We start from the raw sequence: 16,119 nt of genomic DNA, 5'->3' as shown, positions 1-16,119 counted from the left end.
AATCGATCTCGGCCACCACCTCGGCCCTGGCAAAGGTCTCGTCCACGTCCCCCACGTTCAGGCTGCGGGTGAAACACAGGTTGTCGCCCAGCTCGGGGTGGATCAGTGGCGTGGCGGGGTCCAGCGCGGTGAGCATGTCGGTGGCGGCGGGCAGCTCTTCCCAGTCCACCTGCACGTAAGCCAGCGCGTCCTCGGCCTCGGCGCGGGTTTCAGCCACCACCGCCACTACCGGTTCGCCCTGCCAGCAGGCGCGGTCTAGCGCCAGCGGGTATTGCGGCGCCGATTTCATGCCCGCCAGGTGTTCCAGCGTTGCCACCCAGGGTTTGCAGACTTTGGCCAGGTCCTGCCCATCCGCCACCAGCAGCACGCCGGGCATGGCGCGGGCAAAGTCGGCGTTGACCGACTTGATGCGCATGTGCGCGATCGGGCTGCGCCAGAAGACCACATGGGCCATGCGCGGCAACTCGATGTCGTCTACGTACTGGCCCAGGCCCTGGGTCAGGCGCTCGATGCCGCCGCGCGGCACCGATGCGCCGATGTAGCGCTGGTCGTCGTTGACCGGGGTCAGCGGCTTGGCGTGGTCGATGCCGGGTTCGAGGTTGACAGTGTCGCGCTTCATGCGGTGGCCTCCTTGCGTTGTTGCAGCACGTCGCAGATCGCGTCCACGATGGCGTGGTAGCCGGTGCAGCGGCAGTAGTTGCCCGAAATCCAGTCGCGCACCTCGGCGCGGTTGGCACCAGGCATCTGCTCGACCAGCTCCTTGGCCGCCATCAACATGCCCGACGTGCAAAAGCCGCACTGCAGCGCGTTGCGCCGCACAAAGGCTTCCTGCAGGTCACGGATCACGCCGGACTGGCTCACTCCCTCGATGGTCTGCACGCTGCCGCCGTCGGCCTGCACGGCCAGGGTGAGGCAGCCGCGCACAATCTGGCCGTTGAGCTCGACGGTGCAGGCACCGCACACGCCGTGTTCGCAGCCGAGGTGGCTGCCTTTGAGGCCCAGGTCTTCACGCAGGAAATCCACCAGGTGGGTGCGGGGCTGCACGCTGCACTGGTGGGGCTTGCCGTTGACGGTGACTTTGATCGGGTACAGGTCTGCCATGAATGTTCCTTGGATGGGCTCAGGTGCTGGTGGGCAGCATGCGCTGCAGCAGCACACCGGCCAGGTGGCGTTTGGTGTCGGGGGTGTTGGTCAGGTCGGGCAGCGGGTCGATCTCGCTGCGCAGGCTTGCCACGGCCTGGGTCACGGTGGCCAGGTCCGGCACCCGGCCTTCCAGCAGCGCCTCGGTCTGGCGGGCGCGCACCGGCGTGGCGTCCACACCCAGCAGCACGATGCGCAAGTCGCGCAGCGCCGCGCCGTCGCGCCGGGCCGTGGCGGCCATGCCCACGATGGCGTAGTCGCCGTGGCGGCGTGCCAGTTCGCTGAAGCCAAACCAGTGGTCGGCACCCGCCAGCGGTATCTCGCAGGCGGCCAGCAGCTCGTCGGGCTGCAGCGCGGTGCTGTAGAGGCCGGTGAAGAAGTCATCGGCTGCGATGCGGCGCTCGCCCCGGGGGCCGCGCGCGATCACGGTGCCGCCCAGCGCCAGCAGGCAGGTGGGCCACTCGGCCGCCGGGTCGGCGTAGGCAATGGAGCCGCCCCAGGTGCCGCTGTTGCGGATGGCCCGGTGCGCGATGTGGGGCGCAGCCGCCTTGAGCAGCGGTGCGTGGCGCGCCACCAAGGGGCTGCACTCGATGTCGGTGTGCGTGGCCAGCGCGCCGATGCGCAGCACCTGGCCCTGCACGCTGATGCCGCGCAAGGATTCGATGCCGGTGATGTCGATCACCAGCTGCGGTTCAGACAGGCGCATGTTCAGGGTGGCCATCAGCGTCTGGCCACCGGCCAGCAGGCGGGCGTCGTCGCCGTGCTCCTGCAGCAGCGCGAGCACCTGGTCGATCGAGGCGGGTTTGACGTAGTCAAAGGCAGCGGCTTTCATGGGGCAGTCCTCAGGAAGTCAACAAAGAGGCGATCCACACGCCGAAGCCGGTGGACAGGGCACCCAGCACGAACCACAGCACGCGCACGCCTTCGCCGCTGACGGCAGGCTGCGGTGCCTGGATGGAACGCGGCACGAAGGTGGACGGCGCCGCAGCGGCGGTGCCTGGCGCGGCCGCAGCCGAGATCTCGGCAGGCTGTATCGGCTCAGGCTCGGTCACCGGCACGCCCACCATCTGTTCGTTGAACGCCGTGAAGAACTGGTCCGCCATCTGTTTGGACGCGGCGTCGATCATGCGGCCCCCCACCTGGCCCAGCTTGCCGCCGATGGCGGCCTGTGCTGTGTAGCGCAAACGCGTGCCGCCAGCTTCGTCGGTGAGCTCCACATTCGAGTGGCCCTTGGCCATGCCGGCCGCGCCGCCCGAGCCTTGAAAGCGCAGCACGCAGCCTTCGTTGGGGCGGATGTCTTCCATGCGCACATGGCCCACGAAGCGGGCGCGAACGGGGCCCACCTTCACCGCCACGCGCGCGGTGCGCTCGGTCGGGCTGGTGGCCTCCATGCTTTCGCAGCCGGGAATGCAGCGCATCAGGATTTCGGGGTCATTGAGCCCAGTCCAGACCTTCTCGCGCGGTGCGCCGATCAGGATGTCTCCAGTTAATTCCATGCCTTTAATCCTCGGGTTTTCACGGGTGTTTTTGTTTACCAGTCGGTTAACAATGGTACAAATCATTGACTCGCAGGTAAATAGCGTGCGCATCCAGACAAACCCTGATACGGTGCCAGAAGCCCTTCCGCAAGCGCTCGAAGCCCCGGCACGCCGGCGCATGGGTGTGGCCGAGCGCGAGCGCCAGATCCTGGACGGTGCGATCCAGTTCTTTGCGGTGCACGGCTTTGGCGGCCAGCTGCGCGACCTGGCCAAGAGCATCGGCGTGACGCACGCGCTGCTCTACCATTACTTCCCCACCAAGCAGGCGCTGGTCGACCGCGTCTACCTCGAGGTGTTTGAAGGCCGCTGGCGCCCCGAGTGGGATGCGCTGCTCGACGACCCTGACATGCCGGTGGAAGACAAGCTCACCGCCTTCTACCTGGAGTACGTGACCATCACGCTCTCGAAGGAGTTCGTGCGCATCCTGGTGTTCGCGGGCCTGACCGACCACACCATCACCGACCGTTTCTTTGCCTTGTTGCGGGCCCGGCTGTTCCCGCGCCTGATCCGCGAGACGCGCCGCTTTCGCGGCATGGCCAGCCGCGCCAAGGCCAGCGAGCGCGAGATGGAGCTGCTCATGGGCCTGCACGGCGGCTTCTTCTACATCGCCATGCGGCGCTGGATCTACGCGCAGGACGTCTACAGCGAGAGCGCCCATGAGGGCTACGGCGAAGCCCTGGTGCGCGACCGCGTGCGCGCTTACCTGCTGGCCAGCCGCGCGTTATTTGCCGAGACCGCCGCCAGCGCGCGCAAGCGCCCGGCAAGACGCTGACCCACCTTTTTTTTGATGAAGCCAACCCGGCTGCACTGTCAGCCATGAAACCCACCGAGGAGACAATATGAAGCTCAAGAAAATCGTCATCGCGACCCTGGTCGCCATCGGCGCCACGATGACTGCCGGATCCGCCATCGCGCAGCAGCGCGTCACGGTCAACATCGGCTCCAGCCACCCCACCACCAACATCTGGGCCTTCGCCATGAAGGAAGTGTTCCAGCCCGAGGTGGACCGCCTCCTGAAGGAAGGCGGTGCGAAATACGAAGTGCGCTGGCGCGAGAACTACGGCGGCACGCTCTACAAGTTCACCGACACGCGCGCCGCCGTGCGCGACGGCATCGTGGACGTGGGCATGGTCGGCACGGTGTGGGAGAACTCCGCCATGCCGCTGCAGAACGTGACCTACTTCACCCCGTTCGCCACCACCAACCACGAACAACTCATCGAGATCTTCGACAAGCTCAACGCCAGCGTGCCCGCCCTGCGCGACAGCTGGGCCGCGCAGAACATGGTGCCGCTGTCCTCGCTGATCACCGACAGCTACGACATCTACGCCACCTTCCCGGTCAAGGACATGGCCAGCCTGAAGAACAAGCGCATCAACGCGCCTGGCACCTCGGCCAACTGGTTGCGCGAGACCGGCGCCACCCCGGTGGATGGCGCGTTGACCACTTACTACACCAACATCCAGACCGGCGTGACCGATGGCGCCCTGTCATTTGCCAGCGGCATCGGTCCGGCCCGCGTGTACGAGGTGGCCAAGCACCTGACGCGCGTCGACATCGGCGCCATGTACTTCGGCAGTGTGGCCGTGAACAAGAAGGTCTTCGACGGCATGCCGAAGGAAGTGCAGGACGCCATGCTCAAGGCCGGCAAGGCCACCTCGGTGGCCCATGGCAAGCACGTGACCAAGACCGCCAACGCCGCGCTCGACACCATGAAGGCCGCTGGCCTGCAGATCACCGACCTGCCCCAGGCCGAGAAGGCCAAGTGGGTCAACAGCCTGCCCAACATCGTGGCGCCCTGGCTGAAAGGGACGGGTGAGGCGGGCAAGCAGGTGCTCAAGGCCTACTTCGACGAACTGCGCGCCCGTGGCGTGAAGCCCCTGCGCGACTGGGACCAGCAAAACCGCTGATCGACCTCGACCCACGCTCTCCACCCTCTCCACCCTCTCCACCCGGCGCAGCGCAGCCGGGTGGCATTTTCCCAAGCTTTCACAGGTGAACCTTGCACAACGAACCCGATTTCGCCAGCGAAACCCCTGCCGTCGCAGGTCTGACCAATCCCCTTCAGGGGGTGGCCAACGTGCTGGCCGCTGTGGGCACGGTGTGGATTTTTCTCATGATGCTGCTGATCGTGGCCGACGTGCTGGGCCGCAATTTCTTCGATTCGCCCATCACCGGCGTGGCTGAATTTGCTGCCCGCTCGGTGGGCTCCATCGTCTTCCTGCAACTGGCTGCGGCCGTCTGCTCCGGCCGCATGACGCGCAGCGACTTCCTGCTGCGCATCATAGGCAAGCGTTCATCGGGCGTCGTCAAGGTGCTTGAGGTGTTCAATGTCGTCGTCGGCGCGTTGCTCTTTTTCGCACTGGCCTTCATCTCCTGGCCCGAGCTCACGGAAGCCATGCGAATCAAGGAATACTTCGGCGTTCAAGGGGTATTCACAGTGGTCACCTGGCCGTTCCGGGCACTCATCGTACTGGGCGCCATCGCCGCTGCCCTGGCCTACCTGGCGTGCATCCCCTCGCTGCTGCGCCAGCAACCTTTCACCGGAGCACACGCATGAGCGAACTGGCCATGGGCGGACTCCTGATCGGAGCCCTCGTTTTTCTCGTGCTGTTCGGTTTGCACATTGCCGTAGCGCTGACCGCCGTCGGCTTTACCGGCATCTGGCTCATCCGCGAAGACGTCGACATGGCCATGCGCCTGTTGTACCTCTCCGCCTACAACGGCGTGGCCGACTACATCTTTGCCACCATCCCGCTCTTTGTGCTGATGGGCCTGCTGGTCTCGATCTCCAACGTCGGCAAGGACACCTTCGATGTGGCCGAAAGCCTGCTGCGGCGCGTGCGCGGCGGCCTGGGTGTGGCCACCGTGGCGGCCAACACCGTGTTTGCCGCCGTCACCGGCGTGTCCATCGCCTCGGCGGCGGTGTTCACCCGCGTGGCAGTGCCCGAAATGGTCCACCACGGCTACCGCACCAGCTTCGCCGCCGGCACGGTGGCCGGCAGTTCGGTGCTGGGCATGATGATTCCGCCGAGCCTGCTGCTCATCATCTACGGCGTGCTGGCCGAACAGTCCATCGGCACCCTGTTCATCGCAGGCATCATCCCCGGCTTCGTGATGGCGGCAGCCTTCGCCATCATGATCATGCTGATGGCCCGGTTCACGCCTGGCCTGGTGTTCGACCTCAAGCGCCAGGCCGAGATGGCTGCCGAGCGCAGCACCGCCCGCCTGCTCACCACCGCCGAGATGCTGTCCAAGCTGGTTCCCATTGCCGCGCTGGTGGCCCTGGTGCTCGGTGGCCTGTACTCCGGTTTCTTCACGCCCACCGAAGCCGGTGGCGTTGGGGCCTTTGGTGCCTTCGTCATCGCCATCGTGCGGCGCAAGCTCGGCGGCGGCAACCTGTGGCGCGTGCTCACCGAAACCGGCGCGGTGTCGGTCGGCATCCTGATCTTGCTGGTGGCTGCGGGCTTCTACAGCCGCATGCTGTCGGTGGCGGGCGTGCCGGTGGCGATCAGCGAGGTCGTGCAGGCCGCCGGCCTGGGCCCCTACGGCTTCCTGCTGCTGTACGTGCTGATCCTGCTGCTGCTCGGCATGATCCTGGACTCCAGCTCCATCCTGCTGATCATGACACCGGTGGCCGTGCCGATCGCGGCCAGCCTTGGCTTCAACCTGGTCCACTTCGGCATCATCACCGTCATCGCGGTGGAAATCGGCCTGCTCACCCCGCCTTTCGGCATCTCGGTGTTCACGGTCAAGTCCACCCTCAACGACCCCAAGGTCTCTGTGGAAAGCATCTTCGCCGGCTCGCTGCCCTACGTGGGCGTGATGCTGCTCGTGTTGCTGCTGATCGCCAGCTTCCCGTCCATGGTGCTGGCCTTGACCTGAGGCGCCAGCTGACCCGCTCCGCAACAAAAGCAGACGACACACCATGGAAAATCTCGACCTTACCGTCCTGCGCACCCTGCATGGCTGGCGCGCTGCCGGCCAGAGCGCGCTGCTGGCCACCGTCGTTCGTACCTGGGGTTCGTCACCGCGCCCCGTGGGCTCCACCATGGCCCTGTGCGAAAGTGGTGCGGTGGTCGGATCGGTGTCGGGTGGCTGCATCGAGGATGATCTGATCTACCGCTACAGCCACGCCACTACAAGGGACGGTGTCACCCATGACATTCCCAAAGGCCCGCCCGAGCGGCTGGTCTACGGCGTGTCGGCAGATGAAGCCCACCGCTTCGGCCTTCCGTGCGGCGGCACCCTGGAGCTGGTGCTCGAATTCAACCCCGACCCAAGCCTGCTCAAGACCCTGATCGACGCGCTGGCGCAGGGCCACCTAGTGCAGCGCCGCACCGAGCTTGCCACCGGGCGCGTCAGCCTGCACCCGGTGGTCCCGCCCGCCCCACTGGTAGACGACGGGAAATGGCTACACAACACCTTCGGGCCCGAATACCGCATGCTGCTCATAGGCGCTGGCCAGCTTACCGAATACCTGGCCACCATGGCACTATTCAGCGGTTTCGCAGTCACGGTGTGCGACCCGCGCGAGGAATACCGCAACAGCTGGTCGGTGGCTGGCGTCACCTTGCTGACCGGCATGCCAGACGACGTGGTGCGCGCGTTCCAGGTCGACCGCCGCAGCTGCGTGATCGCGCTCACGCACGACCCAAAGCTGGACGATCTGGCCCTGCTCGAAGCGCTGGGCAGCGACGCCTTCTATGTAGGCGCCATCGGCTCACGGCGCAACAACCAGGCGCGCAGGGCGCGGCTGATCGAGCACTTCGAACAGACCGAGGCCAGCCTGGCGCACTTGCGCGGTCCCATCGGCATTTACATCGGCAGCAAGACGCCGCCAGAGATTGCAGTCAGCGTGATGGCCGAAGTGCTGGCGGTGAAGAATGGCGTGCCCCTCCCGCCTTCCATGGCCGTCGAAGCTGCCAAGGAAACGGACACCATCAAAACAGCATGACCCAGCCTTGATTTTCCAGGATGGTCGCGATAGGCGGACTCGGCATACGAAGGCAACGAGTAGCAGGCTGGCTACGGTGTCGTTGAGAGCCAGGCCAGGTGGCCTTGGGGCAACCAGTCTCTCATGGCGCTGAGCCAATCGTCATGCGGGTTTGGATGGGTTTTGACGTCAAGTGTCGAATTGGTCTGCCCGGAGGGGATCGAACCCACGACCCTCAGCTTAGAAGGCTGATGCTCTATCCAACTGAGCTACGGACAGATATAAAAAAAGCCCACATAGTGAGCTTTTTTAAAATAATTATGGTCGGAGTACAAGGATTCGAACCTTGGACCCCCTGGTCCCAAACCAGGTGCGCTACCAGGCTGCGCCACACTCCGCCATGCATAAATTATAACGCGCAGAAGGCCGGATTTTGAGGGTGCGCCTCATTTTTTATTGCGTGCTGGCGAGGCGTCAGAGTTTGACGTATTCATACTCGATTGCATTGGCGTTGATGCCGCGGTCTGGCGGGGCAATCCAGCCGGCCATTTTGCCGGGCTCGGTGACGCGCTGCATCAGGCTGTGGATGAAGGTTTTGTCCGCATCGGTCGGCAGCCAGTCGTCTTTTTTGGCTTCAAACTCAGCCGCGCTGATCGGCTGGCCCAGCGGGTCGGTGTGGCTGCCGGCCCATACGCCCACCGAACGCCGGAAGCGGGTGGATGGCAGCGACAACTCAAAATTGATACCGGCGCGCTTGATACCCATGTTCCAGCGTGTCACGCCCACATTGCAGTCTTTCACGTATTCCAGGCGGGTGATCTCGTTCATGCCGTTGCGCGTGGAAATGGTTTCGCTCTTCATGCCGCCCTTGCCGTCTGGCACCTGAATGCTCATTTCAGTATCGCGCTCGACGTGGTCGGCAAATTTGGCTTCGTCTGGACGGCCTTTGATGCCGTTGCCGAAGTAGTTGGCGGCGTTGCTGGAGGCTTCGGAGCCGAACAGGTCAAGCGACGACGTGAACCAGAAGTTCATGAATTTCTGGACCGTGGGCAGATCGATCACGCCAGCCTGGCGCAGGGTGGCAACATCGTCGGTGTCCAGTTGCTTCATTACTTCCAGCGTGCGCCGTATGACGCGGCCAATGCCGGTTTCGCCCACAAACATGTGGTGCGCTTCCTCCGTCAGCATGAAACGCGTGGTGCGGGCCAGCGGGTCAAAAGCGCTTTCGGCAAAGCTTTTGAGCTGGAACTTGCCGTCGCGGTCGGTGAAATAAGTAAACATGAAAAAGCTCAGCCAGTTGTCCATGGGCTCGTTGAAGGTGCCCAGAATGCGCGGCTTGTCGGCGTCGCCGCTGTGGCGCTTGAGCAGTTCCTCGGCCTCTTCGCGCCCATCGCGGCCAAAATGCGCGTGCAGCAAATAGACCATGGCCCAGAGGTGGCGGCCTTCTTCGACGTTGACCTGGAACAGGTTGCGCAGGTCATACAGCGACGGCGCAGTGTGGCCCAGCAGGCGCTGCTGCTCGACGGACGCGGGCTCGGTGTCGCCCTGCGTGACGATCAGGCGGCGAAACGCGCTGCGGTATTCGCCGGGCACTTCCTGCCAGACGTCTTCGCCCTTGTGGTCGCCAAAGCCGATTTTTCGACCCTCTTCCTTGTCAGCCATGAAAATGCCCCAGCGGTAATCAGGCATGGGGGTGTAGCCGTAGCTGGCCCAGCCTGACGCATCCACGCCCACGGCGGTGCGCAGGTAGACGTCGTTGGCCTTGAAGTCGCTGGGGCCCATTTCCTCCCACCAGTTGAGAAAGGCCGGCTGCCAGTGCTCCAGTGCGCGCTGCAACTGGCGGTTTTCGCCGAGCTGGACGTTGTTGGGAATAAGCGCTTGAAGATCGATGTTGCTCATGGTGTTTCCTTAAATCCGTTTCCAGTCGAACCTGGCCTTTTTGCCGGTGCCAAAGAGCTTCAAGGCGCCCTCTTCCCCCACCGCATTGGGGCGGATGAAAATCCAGTTTTGCCAGGCGGACAGCCGGCCAAACACCCGGGTTTCCATGGTTTCCTTGCCGGGAAAGCGCAGCGACGCCTCCATGCCCGTCAGTGCGTCCGGCGACAGGCTGGCGCGTTCTTCCAGCAGCATGCGAATCTCGTCGTCCCAGTCGATGTCGTCGGGGCTTACCGTCACCAGGCCCAGCGCCAAGGCCTGGCCGGCATGCATCGCGCCGGTGCCGAGCGCTTTCAATTGCTGGATGGTGGCTTCATCGTCATAAAACCGCGTCTGCAGCCGGCTCAAGCCATTGACGGCCGGGAACCAGCCAAAATTGGCGGCGCTCAGTTGCAGTGCGGGCGCGCTGTCGGGTGCGTCTGGCAAGTCCAGCATATAAATGCGGTCGCAGGCCAGCGCCAGTTCATACAAAGTGCCCGCAAAGCACGAACCAGCATCGACCAGCGCAATCAGCGACCGGCTGGTCACGTCCAGCCGCGCCAGCGTGCGGCGCAGCGCGCCTGTGGTCTCCTTGACCAGCCAGTGGTCTTTCAGGGCGGCCAGAACCTCGTCCATGTGGATGACAAGCGCCGCGTCGCCCTGGGTCCGTATGACCCAGGTGCCGACCTCCAGCTCGTTGGTGCGCAGGTTCAAAATGGCGTCGTCGAGCTCGCGCTGCAGCGTCAGCGGATACCAGTTGGCGCCGGCCGCCTCTATGCCCTGCGGGGTCGATTCAATCGCTACCACTGGCGCCTTGATGGTGAGCGTGGCGATGCGTTTGTCGCGCTCCACCAGCACATCGACCACGCTGTAGTGGTAGCCGGTGTCGTCAATGACCGCATTCAAGGCCGTCAATTCAATGCCTTTTGAGCCTGCAGCCCTTGTCGACTGGACGCGAAGCGCTTCTATTTCTGTAGCAAGCAAGATACTGAACTGCTGCGGCGTGGCGTAGCCGTCTATCAGCTTCCAGTCCTTGGCGCGGTCCGCGCGCACGCCCTCGGAGGTGGTGCAAAAGATGTCGGCCAGGTCGCGGCGCACCTTGCGCTTGTCGGTGATGCGGGTCAACCCCCCGGTGCCGGGCAGCACGCCCAGCAGCGGCACTTCGGGCAAACTCACGGTTGAGCTGCGGTCATCGACCATCACAATGCGGTCGCATGCCAGCGCCAGTTCGTAGCCGCCTCCAGCGCAGGCGCCCGTGACGGCGGCCAGGGTTTTCAGGCCATCGTGGCGGGACGAGTCTTCCAGGCCGTTGCGGGTTTCGTTGGTGAACTTGCAAAAATTCACCTTCCAGCCATGGGTCGACAGCCCCAGCATGTAGATGTTGGCGCCCGAACACCAGATTTTTTCCTTGCCGCTTTCAAACACCACGACCTTGACAGCCGGGTGTTCAAACCGGATGCGGTTGATCGCGTCGTGCAGTTCAATGTCCACCCCCAGGTCGTAGCTGTTGAGCTTGAGCTTGTAGCCCGGGCGGATGCCGCCGTCTTCGTTGATGTCGAGCTTGAGCCGGGCGACGTCGCCCTCCACATGGAGCGTCCAGTGCTGGTATTTGCCGGGGTGGGTGGCAAAGCGCACCAACTCGCGCTCCTGGCCGTCAATGACCTGTTTGAACAAAAGAGGCTCTGTCATGGCATTCATGGGGTTTCCTTGGTGGGCCGCTTGGCCGGGCTGGTGGTGTTCATTGAAGGGACCGCGCGCTCCAGGTCCCTCAGGCTTTGTTTCAGCGTGCGTGCGGCGGTGTCCACCACGGCGTCCGCGCGGGCATAAAGCGCTTCGCGGCTGGCCAGAATGCGCCGGATATCTTCCAGGGCCTCGTGGGTGGCGCCGCGCGTGGCGTCAAAAGGCCGCATGTCGCCTTGGGCCACCACGCGGCCCATGTGCTCTTCGGGGCTAGCCTTGAGCCAGACGCAGTAAAACCGGCTTTGCAACAGGTCAAAGGTCTCGCGCTCGCTTACAATGCTGCCGCCCGTAGTCATGACCACGCCGCCCGGATGCTCCTCGGCAATCCGGAACAGTGCGCGCCGCTCGTAGCGCCGGTAGCCGGCCTGGCCGTGCAGCAGCAAGATTTCATTCATGCTGGTGCCGGCCTCGCGCTCAATCTCGCGGTCCAGTTCAATGAACGGCACACCCCGCGCGGCGGCCAGCTGGCTGCCCAGGGTGGACTTTCCGGCGCCCCGCAGGCCGATCAGCGCCACCCGCTGCTCGCGGCCCATGGCGTCGTTCAGGCCAAAGGTGCTGCCCAGCAGGCTGTAGGCCTGGTCCAGTTGCGTGTCGTCCAGGCGCAACAGCAGGCCCTGGACCCGTGTCAGCGCTGGGCGCACGGCGTCTTGCAGCAACTCCAGCAGCGAAATATGCAGTGCGCGGGCAACGGCTTGCAGCGAGTTGATTGAAACATTGCCCTTGCCCGACTCCACATCGGCCAAAAACCGCTCGCTCAGGCCCGAGTCAGCGGCCAGCGCCTTGCGCGTCACGCCGCGGCGAGCCCGCCAGGCGCGCACCCGGGCGCCCAACTCGCTCATCGTTACCTTTGATTCCTGTTCGGCTAAAGTTTCCAAGAAGCGCCTGTTTTAAATGGATTGCACTGAGGATGTATTGCAGCGATTGGCTGCAAAATTGCAGTATGCTTCAGTTTAATTAAACAGCAAGCAGTTTATTGCATATTTTCTGGAGAATTTTTGATGAAGCTCAAAATCCTGGTGGGCACCATGACCAGCACCGCAGACTATGTGGCGCAGGCGATTCAAATGGATTGCGCCGACCTGGTCAGCAGCATTGAGATCACGATGATGGACGACCTGGACATCAGCGTCTTCGACGCAGCCCATGCCAAAGATGCAATTTATCTCATTTGCAGCTCCACCTACGGCTCGGGTGACGTTCCCGACAATGCGCGGGCACTGTACGAGTCGCTGGCCGAGCAGCCGCAGTTTTTGGGCCATGTGCGTTACGGCGTGATTGCGCTGGGGGACCGCACCTACCTGCAGACATTTTGTTTTGGCGGCAAGAAGTTTGACGAGCGCCTGCAAGACCTGGGCGCCCAGCGCATCGGCGAGGTCTGGTGCCACGACGCCAGCAGCGGCACGCTGCCAGAAACCGAAGGCGCCGAATGGTGCCGCCAATGGCTTGCCAGCGCACTGGCGGGCATCGCGCAAAGCGCCGCTACAGCCTGAATCACCCCTCTTTATATATTCAAGAAAAAACGGCATTTAGCCATTTAGTCACGGGCATCACTAGCTATAACAATAATAGCGTTTCAAGAAAAACTGGAGACAAGCATGCAACTGAGCCGCACCGATCACTCGGCGAATCCACCCGTGGTGACCATTCCGCGTGACTACAACGCGGCCCACGATCTGCTGGCGCGCAATGCGGCGCACCCCGATAAGGTGGCCTTCATTGATGCGCTCAGCGGCGAGCAGCTCACTTACGGCGCGCTGGCCGAGCAGGCGCAGCGCTTTGCCAATGCCTTGCGCGCCCAGGGTTTCGCGCCTGAAAGCCGCGTCATGCTGGCCATACTCGACACGCCCGAGTGGCCTGTGGCATTTTTGGGCTGCATTTTGGCTGGCGTGGTGCCCGTGGCCGCCAATACCTTGCTGACCACGGCAGAGTTCGAGTTCATGCTGCGGGACTCGCGCGCCCAGGGCCTGATCGTTTCACAGGCCCTGCTGCCGGTGTTTGAACCACTGCTCGGAAACATCGAGACGCTGCGCGCGGTGTGGCTGGCCGGCAGCGATGAATCGCTGCCTTACACCTCACTGGCGCAGGCTGTGCAGACGTCATCAGCGACCAAAAACATAGCGCCCACCTGCGCCGACGAGACCTGTTTCTGGCTGTATTCGAGCGGCTCAACCGGCATGCCCAAGGGCACGGTGCACCTGCACAGCCACCTGATGCCGACCGCCGAGCTGTATGGCCGCGCCGTGCTGGGCATCCAGGCGTCAGACGTGGTGTATTCCGCCGCCAAGCTGTTTTTTGCCTACGGCCTGGGCAACGCCCTGACCTTTCCCATGAGCGTAGGTGCCACCACCGTGCTGCTACCGGCCCGGCCCACGCCTGCTGCCGTGTTTGACGTGCTGCAAAAATACCAGCCGACTATTTTTTATGGCGTGCCCACGCTGTATGCCGCCCTGCTGGCGGACCCGGCGCGGCCGGACAGGTCGGCGCTCAATCTGCGCATCTGCACCAGCGCGGGCGAGGCGCTGCCGGCCGGGATCGGCAGGAAATGGCGCGCCGACTATGGTTGCGACGTGCTCGATGGCATTGGCTCGACGGAAATGCTGCACATCTTTTTAAGCAACCGCCCGGGCCGGGTGCGCTACGGCACCACCGGCCAGGCGGTGCCCGGTTACGAGGTGCGCATCGTGGGCGACGACGGCCACGCGTGCGCCGCAGGCGAAATTGGCGAGTTGCAGATCAAGGGCCCCAGTGCCGCGCTGATGTACTGGAACAACCGCGCCAAAACCAAGGCCACCTTTGTCGGCGAGTGGACCCGAAGCGGCGACAAGTACACGCGGGACGCAGACGGCTATTACACCTATGGTGGACGCAGCGACGACATGCTCAAGGTCGGCGGCATCTATGTTTCACCGTTCGAGGTTGAAGCCAGCCTGATGACGCACCCGGCCGTGCTGGAAGTCGCCGTGATCGGCGTGCCCGACGCCGACCAGCTGGTCAAGCCCAAGGCCTGTGTCGTGCTCAAGCCCGGGCACATGGCGACGGCGGACGAGCTCAAGGCGCATGTCAAAGAGCAACTGGCGCCCTATAAATACCCGCGCTGGATCACCTTCATGGACGAGTTACCCAAAACAGCGACGGGCAAGATACAACGTTTCAAACTGCGCCAGACCGGGTAGCGGGCAGCCATTTGGGCCGCATCGCCTCAAAAACGACGCAGGCAATTGCTTTAAACATGAATAATTTAGCAGTCAATCTCGGGTTTTACACTAGGGCCGCCGCTGCGCCGCGCCCTTAACATGGCCCCAAACCATTTCCAGTCCTTACCAGGAGTTTTTCAATGACCTCTCGCCGACTCGTTCTGACCCGCAGCGCTGCCGTTATCGGCGCCGCCTCCACCGGCCTGTTGCTGCCCGAAATGGTTCGCGCCCAGTCCGGCAAGTTGCGCGTGGGCTTCATGCTGCCCTACACCGGCACCTTTGCGCAGCTTGGCGTGGCCATTGAAAACGGCTTTCGCATGGCCATCAACGAGCAAGGCGGCAAGCTGGGTGGGCGCGAGATCGAATACTTCAAGGTAGACGACGAGTCCGAGCCCTCCAAGGCGATTGAAAACGCCAGCAAGCTGGTGCAGCGCGACAAGGTCGACGTGCTGGTCGGCACCGTGCATTCGGGCGTGCAGATGGGCATCCAGAAAGTGGCGCGCGACAGCGGCGTGCTGAGCCTGATTCCCAACGCCGGGGTGCACGCCGCCACCCGCGGCCTGTGCGCGCCCAACGTGTTCCGCACCTCCTTCAGCAATTCGCAGCCCACCCGCGCCCTGGGCCAGGCCATGATGGCCAAAGGCCACAAGAAAACCGTCTGGATCACCTGGAAATACGCCGCCGGCGACGAAGCCTTTGAAGGCTTCAAGGAAAGCTACACCGCCGCGGGCGGCACCATCGTCAAGGAACTTGGCCTGCCGTTTCCGCAGGTTGAATTCCAGGCCTTGCTGACTGAAATTGCCGCCCTCAAGCCGGATGCCGTGGCCTGCTTCTTTGCGGGCGGCGGTGCCGCCAAGTTCATTCGCGACTATGCCGCCGCTGGCCTGAAGGGCAAGATTCCGCTGTACGGCTCGGGTTTTCTGACCGAGGGCGTGCTGACTGCCGCCGGCCCGGCCGCGGACGGCATCGTGACCACCATGCACTACAGCGACTCGCTCGACACGCCGCGCAACAAGAAATTCCGGCTCGACTACGCCAAGGCCTTTCGCAGCCAGCCCGACGTGTATGCGGTGCAGGGCTACGACACCGGGCTGCTGCTGATCCAGGGCGCCAACGCCGTCAAGGGCGACCTGGCCAGCAAACCGGCCCTCTACAAAGCCATGGAAGGCGCCACCATCGACAGCCCGCGCGGCAAGTGGACCATGAGCAAGGCGCACAACCCGGTGCAGGACATCTATCTGCGCGTGGTTGAAAACGGCGAAAACAAGGTGATAGGCGTGGCCGCCAAGGCGCTGGCCGATTCGGGCGTGGGCTGCAAGATGGGTTAACCGGCCCGGTATGCCAGCCACGGGGAGGTTCTTGAACCTCCCTTATTTTTGCCTTGCCCTGAAGACCCCACCCCCCAAGCATTGACGGACATTGATGGATCCAGCCAACTTTTTCATCCAGCTGCTCAACGGCGTGCAGTACGGCCTGCTGCTGTTCATGCTGGCCGCCGGGCTCACGCTGATCTTCGGCATCATGGGCGTCGTCAATCTGGCCCACGGCAGTTTTTACATGCTGGGCGCCTACCTGGCCTGGTCGCTCAGCAGTCTGCTGGGTAGCCTGAGCCTGGCCATCATCGTGGGCGCCCTGCTGGCGGTGGCGTTCGGCTTTG

The 16,119-nt window shown here is 63.6% G+C and carries 14 protein-coding genes, 2 tRNA genes and 2 pseudogenes; 9 read left to right on the top strand and 9 right to left on the bottom strand.

Annotated elements, in window-relative coordinates:
• From IV091_RS09565 to IV091_RS09550, 4 genes and pseudogenes are all read right to left on the bottom strand, one after another.
• Positions 1-619: pseudogene (locus IV091_RS09565) on the bottom strand (xanthine dehydrogenase family protein molybdopterin-binding subunit); the annotation flags it as partial.
• A complete protein-coding gene (locus tag IV091_RS09560; protein ID WP_293468064.1) occupies positions 616-1,101 on the bottom strand; it encodes a (2Fe-2S)-binding protein in 486 nt (161 codons plus the stop codon). The gene IV091_RS09560 and the pseudogene IV091_RS09565, both read right to left, overlap by 4 nt.
• Positions 1,102-1,120: 19 nt before the next feature.
• Entirely contained in the window at positions 1,121-1,972 is an 852-nt protein-coding gene (locus tag IV091_RS09555; protein ID WP_293468062.1) for a xanthine dehydrogenase family protein subunit M, read from the bottom strand.
• Between the two features lie 10 nt (positions 1,973-1,982).
• Entirely contained in the window at positions 1,983-2,636 is a 654-nt protein-coding gene (locus IV091_RS09550; RefSeq protein WP_293468060.1) for a CoxG family protein, read from the bottom strand.
• A gap of 85 nt (positions 2,637-2,721) precedes the next feature.
• Between IV091_RS09550 and IV091_RS09545 the strand changes: the two genes are divergently transcribed.
• From IV091_RS09545 to IV091_RS09525, 5 genes are all read left to right on the top strand, one after another.
• Positions 2,722-3,450, top strand: a complete 729-nt coding sequence (locus IV091_RS09545) for a TetR/AcrR family transcriptional regulator (RefSeq protein ID WP_293468057.1) — start codon at positions 2,722-2,724, stop codon at positions 3,448-3,450.
• Between the two features lie 67 nt (positions 3,451-3,517).
• Positions 3,518-4,588, top strand: a complete 1,071-nt coding sequence (locus tag IV091_RS09540) for a C4-dicarboxylate TRAP transporter substrate-binding protein (RefSeq protein WP_293468054.1) — start codon at positions 3,518-3,520, stop codon at positions 4,586-4,588.
• 92 nt (positions 4,589-4,680) lie between these two features.
• Entirely contained in the window at positions 4,681-5,238 is a 558-nt protein-coding gene (locus IV091_RS09535; RefSeq protein ID WP_293468051.1) for a TRAP transporter small permease, read from the top strand.
• Complete coding sequence (locus tag IV091_RS09530; protein WP_293468048.1) at positions 5,235-6,563, top strand: TRAP transporter large permease subunit; 1,329 nt, start codon at positions 5,235-5,237, stop codon at positions 6,561-6,563. Before IV091_RS09535 ends, IV091_RS09530 begins: the two co-directional genes overlap by 4 nt.
• A gap of 43 nt (positions 6,564-6,606) precedes the next feature.
• The gene (locus tag IV091_RS09525; RefSeq protein WP_293468045.1) at positions 6,607-7,635 is read left to right on the top strand and encodes an XdhC family protein; all 1,029 of its coding nucleotides are present in this window, start codon (positions 6,607-6,609) and stop codon (positions 7,633-7,635) included.
• A 181-nt stretch (positions 7,636-7,816) separates the two neighbouring features.
• Here the strand turns inward: IV091_RS09525 and IV091_RS09520 are convergent.
• The 5 genes from IV091_RS09520 to IV091_RS09500 all read right to left on the bottom strand — a co-directional run bounded on the left by IV091_RS09520 (position 7,817) and on the right by IV091_RS09500 (position 12,143).
• Positions 7,817-7,893: transfer RNA gene (locus IV091_RS09520), tRNA-Arg, on the bottom strand.
• Between the two features lie 42 nt (positions 7,894-7,935).
• Positions 7,936-8,012, bottom strand: a tRNA-Pro gene (locus tag IV091_RS09515).
• Positions 8,013-8,088: 76 nt separating this feature from the next.
• The gene (gene boxB / locus IV091_RS09510) at positions 8,089-9,513 is read right to left on the bottom strand and encodes a benzoyl-CoA 2,3-epoxidase subunit BoxB (protein ID WP_293468043.1); all 1,425 of its coding nucleotides are present in this window, start codon (positions 9,511-9,513) and stop codon (positions 8,089-8,091) included.
• A gap of 9 nt (positions 9,514-9,522) precedes the next feature.
• Positions 9,523-11,226 (bottom strand): 2,3-epoxybenzoyl-CoA dihydrolase, encoded by a 1,704-nt coding sequence (gene boxC, locus IV091_RS09505; protein WP_293468040.1) that lies wholly within the window; start codon positions 11,224-11,226, stop codon positions 9,523-9,525.
• Positions 11,223-12,143 (bottom strand): helix-turn-helix transcriptional regulator, encoded by a 921-nt coding sequence (locus IV091_RS09500; protein ID WP_293468037.1) that lies wholly within the window; start codon positions 12,141-12,143, stop codon positions 11,223-11,225. The genes boxC and IV091_RS09500 overlap by 4 nt, the downstream gene beginning before the upstream one ends.
• Positions 12,144-12,266: 123 nt before the next feature.
• On the opposite strand from IV091_RS09500, the gene IV091_RS09495 reads away from it, so the two are divergent.
• The 4 genes and pseudogenes from IV091_RS09495 to IV091_RS09480 form a co-directional block, all read left to right on the top strand.
• A complete protein-coding gene (locus IV091_RS09495; RefSeq protein WP_293468035.1) occupies positions 12,267-12,758 on the top strand; it encodes a flavodoxin domain-containing protein in 492 nt (163 codons plus the stop codon).
• Positions 12,759-12,863: 105 nt separating this feature from the next.
• Positions 12,864-14,441: a benzoate-CoA ligase family protein gene (locus IV091_RS09490; RefSeq protein WP_293468033.1), complete on the top strand. Its 1,578-nt coding sequence runs from the start codon at positions 12,864-12,866 to the stop codon at positions 14,439-14,441.
• A 161-nt stretch (positions 14,442-14,602) separates the two neighbouring features.
• Positions 14,603-15,790 (top strand): ABC transporter substrate-binding protein, encoded by a 1,188-nt coding sequence (locus tag IV091_RS09485; protein ID WP_293468031.1) that lies wholly within the window; start codon positions 14,603-14,605, stop codon positions 15,788-15,790.
• A gap of 94 nt (positions 15,791-15,884) precedes the next feature.
• Positions 15,885-16,119: pseudogene (locus IV091_RS09480) on the top strand (branched-chain amino acid ABC transporter permease); the annotation flags it as partial.

The sequence above is a fragment of the Polaromonas sp. genome (assembly GCF_018780625.1).
Classification (GTDB): Bacteria; Pseudomonadota; Gammaproteobacteria; order Burkholderiales; family Burkholderiaceae_C; genus Polaromonas.
This window is presented reverse-complemented; position numbering and strand designations above follow the sequence as displayed.

Coding starts and splice junctions, on each gene's coding strand:
- IV091_RS09525 (WP_293468045.1), top strand. CDS start 6,607: ATGGAAAATCTCGACCTTACCGTCCTGCGCACCCTGCATGGCTGGCGC.
- IV091_RS09540 (WP_293468054.1), top strand. CDS start 3,518: ATGAAGCTCAAGAAAATCGTCATCGCGACCCTGGTCGCCATCGGCGCC.
- IV091_RS09530 (WP_293468048.1), top strand. CDS start 5,235: ATGAGCGAACTGGCCATGGGCGGACTCCTGATCGGAGCCCTCGTTTTT.
- IV091_RS09495 (WP_293468035.1), top strand. CDS start 12,267: ATGAAGCTCAAAATCCTGGTGGGCACCATGACCAGCACCGCAGACTAT.
- IV091_RS09485 (WP_293468031.1), top strand. CDS start 14,603: ATGACCTCTCGCCGACTCGTTCTGACCCGCAGCGCTGCCGTTATCGGC.
- boxB (WP_293468043.1), bottom strand. CDS start 9,513: ATGAGCAACATCGATCTTCAAGCGCTTATTCCCAACAACGTCCAGCTC.
- IV091_RS09560 (WP_293468064.1), bottom strand. CDS start 1,101: ATGGCAGACCTGTACCCGATCAAAGTCACCGTCAACGGCAAGCCCCAC.
- IV091_RS09555 (WP_293468062.1), bottom strand. CDS start 1,972: ATGAAAGCCGCTGCCTTTGACTACGTCAAACCCGCCTCGATCGACCAG.
- IV091_RS09490 (WP_293468033.1), top strand. CDS start 12,864: ATGCAACTGAGCCGCACCGATCACTCGGCGAATCCACCCGTGGTGACC.
- IV091_RS09550 (WP_293468060.1), bottom strand. CDS start 2,636: ATGGAATTAACTGGAGACATCCTGATCGGCGCACCGCGCGAGAAGGTC.
- boxC (WP_293468040.1), bottom strand. CDS start 11,226: ATGAATGCCATGACAGAGCCTCTTTTGTTCAAACAGGTCATTGACGGC.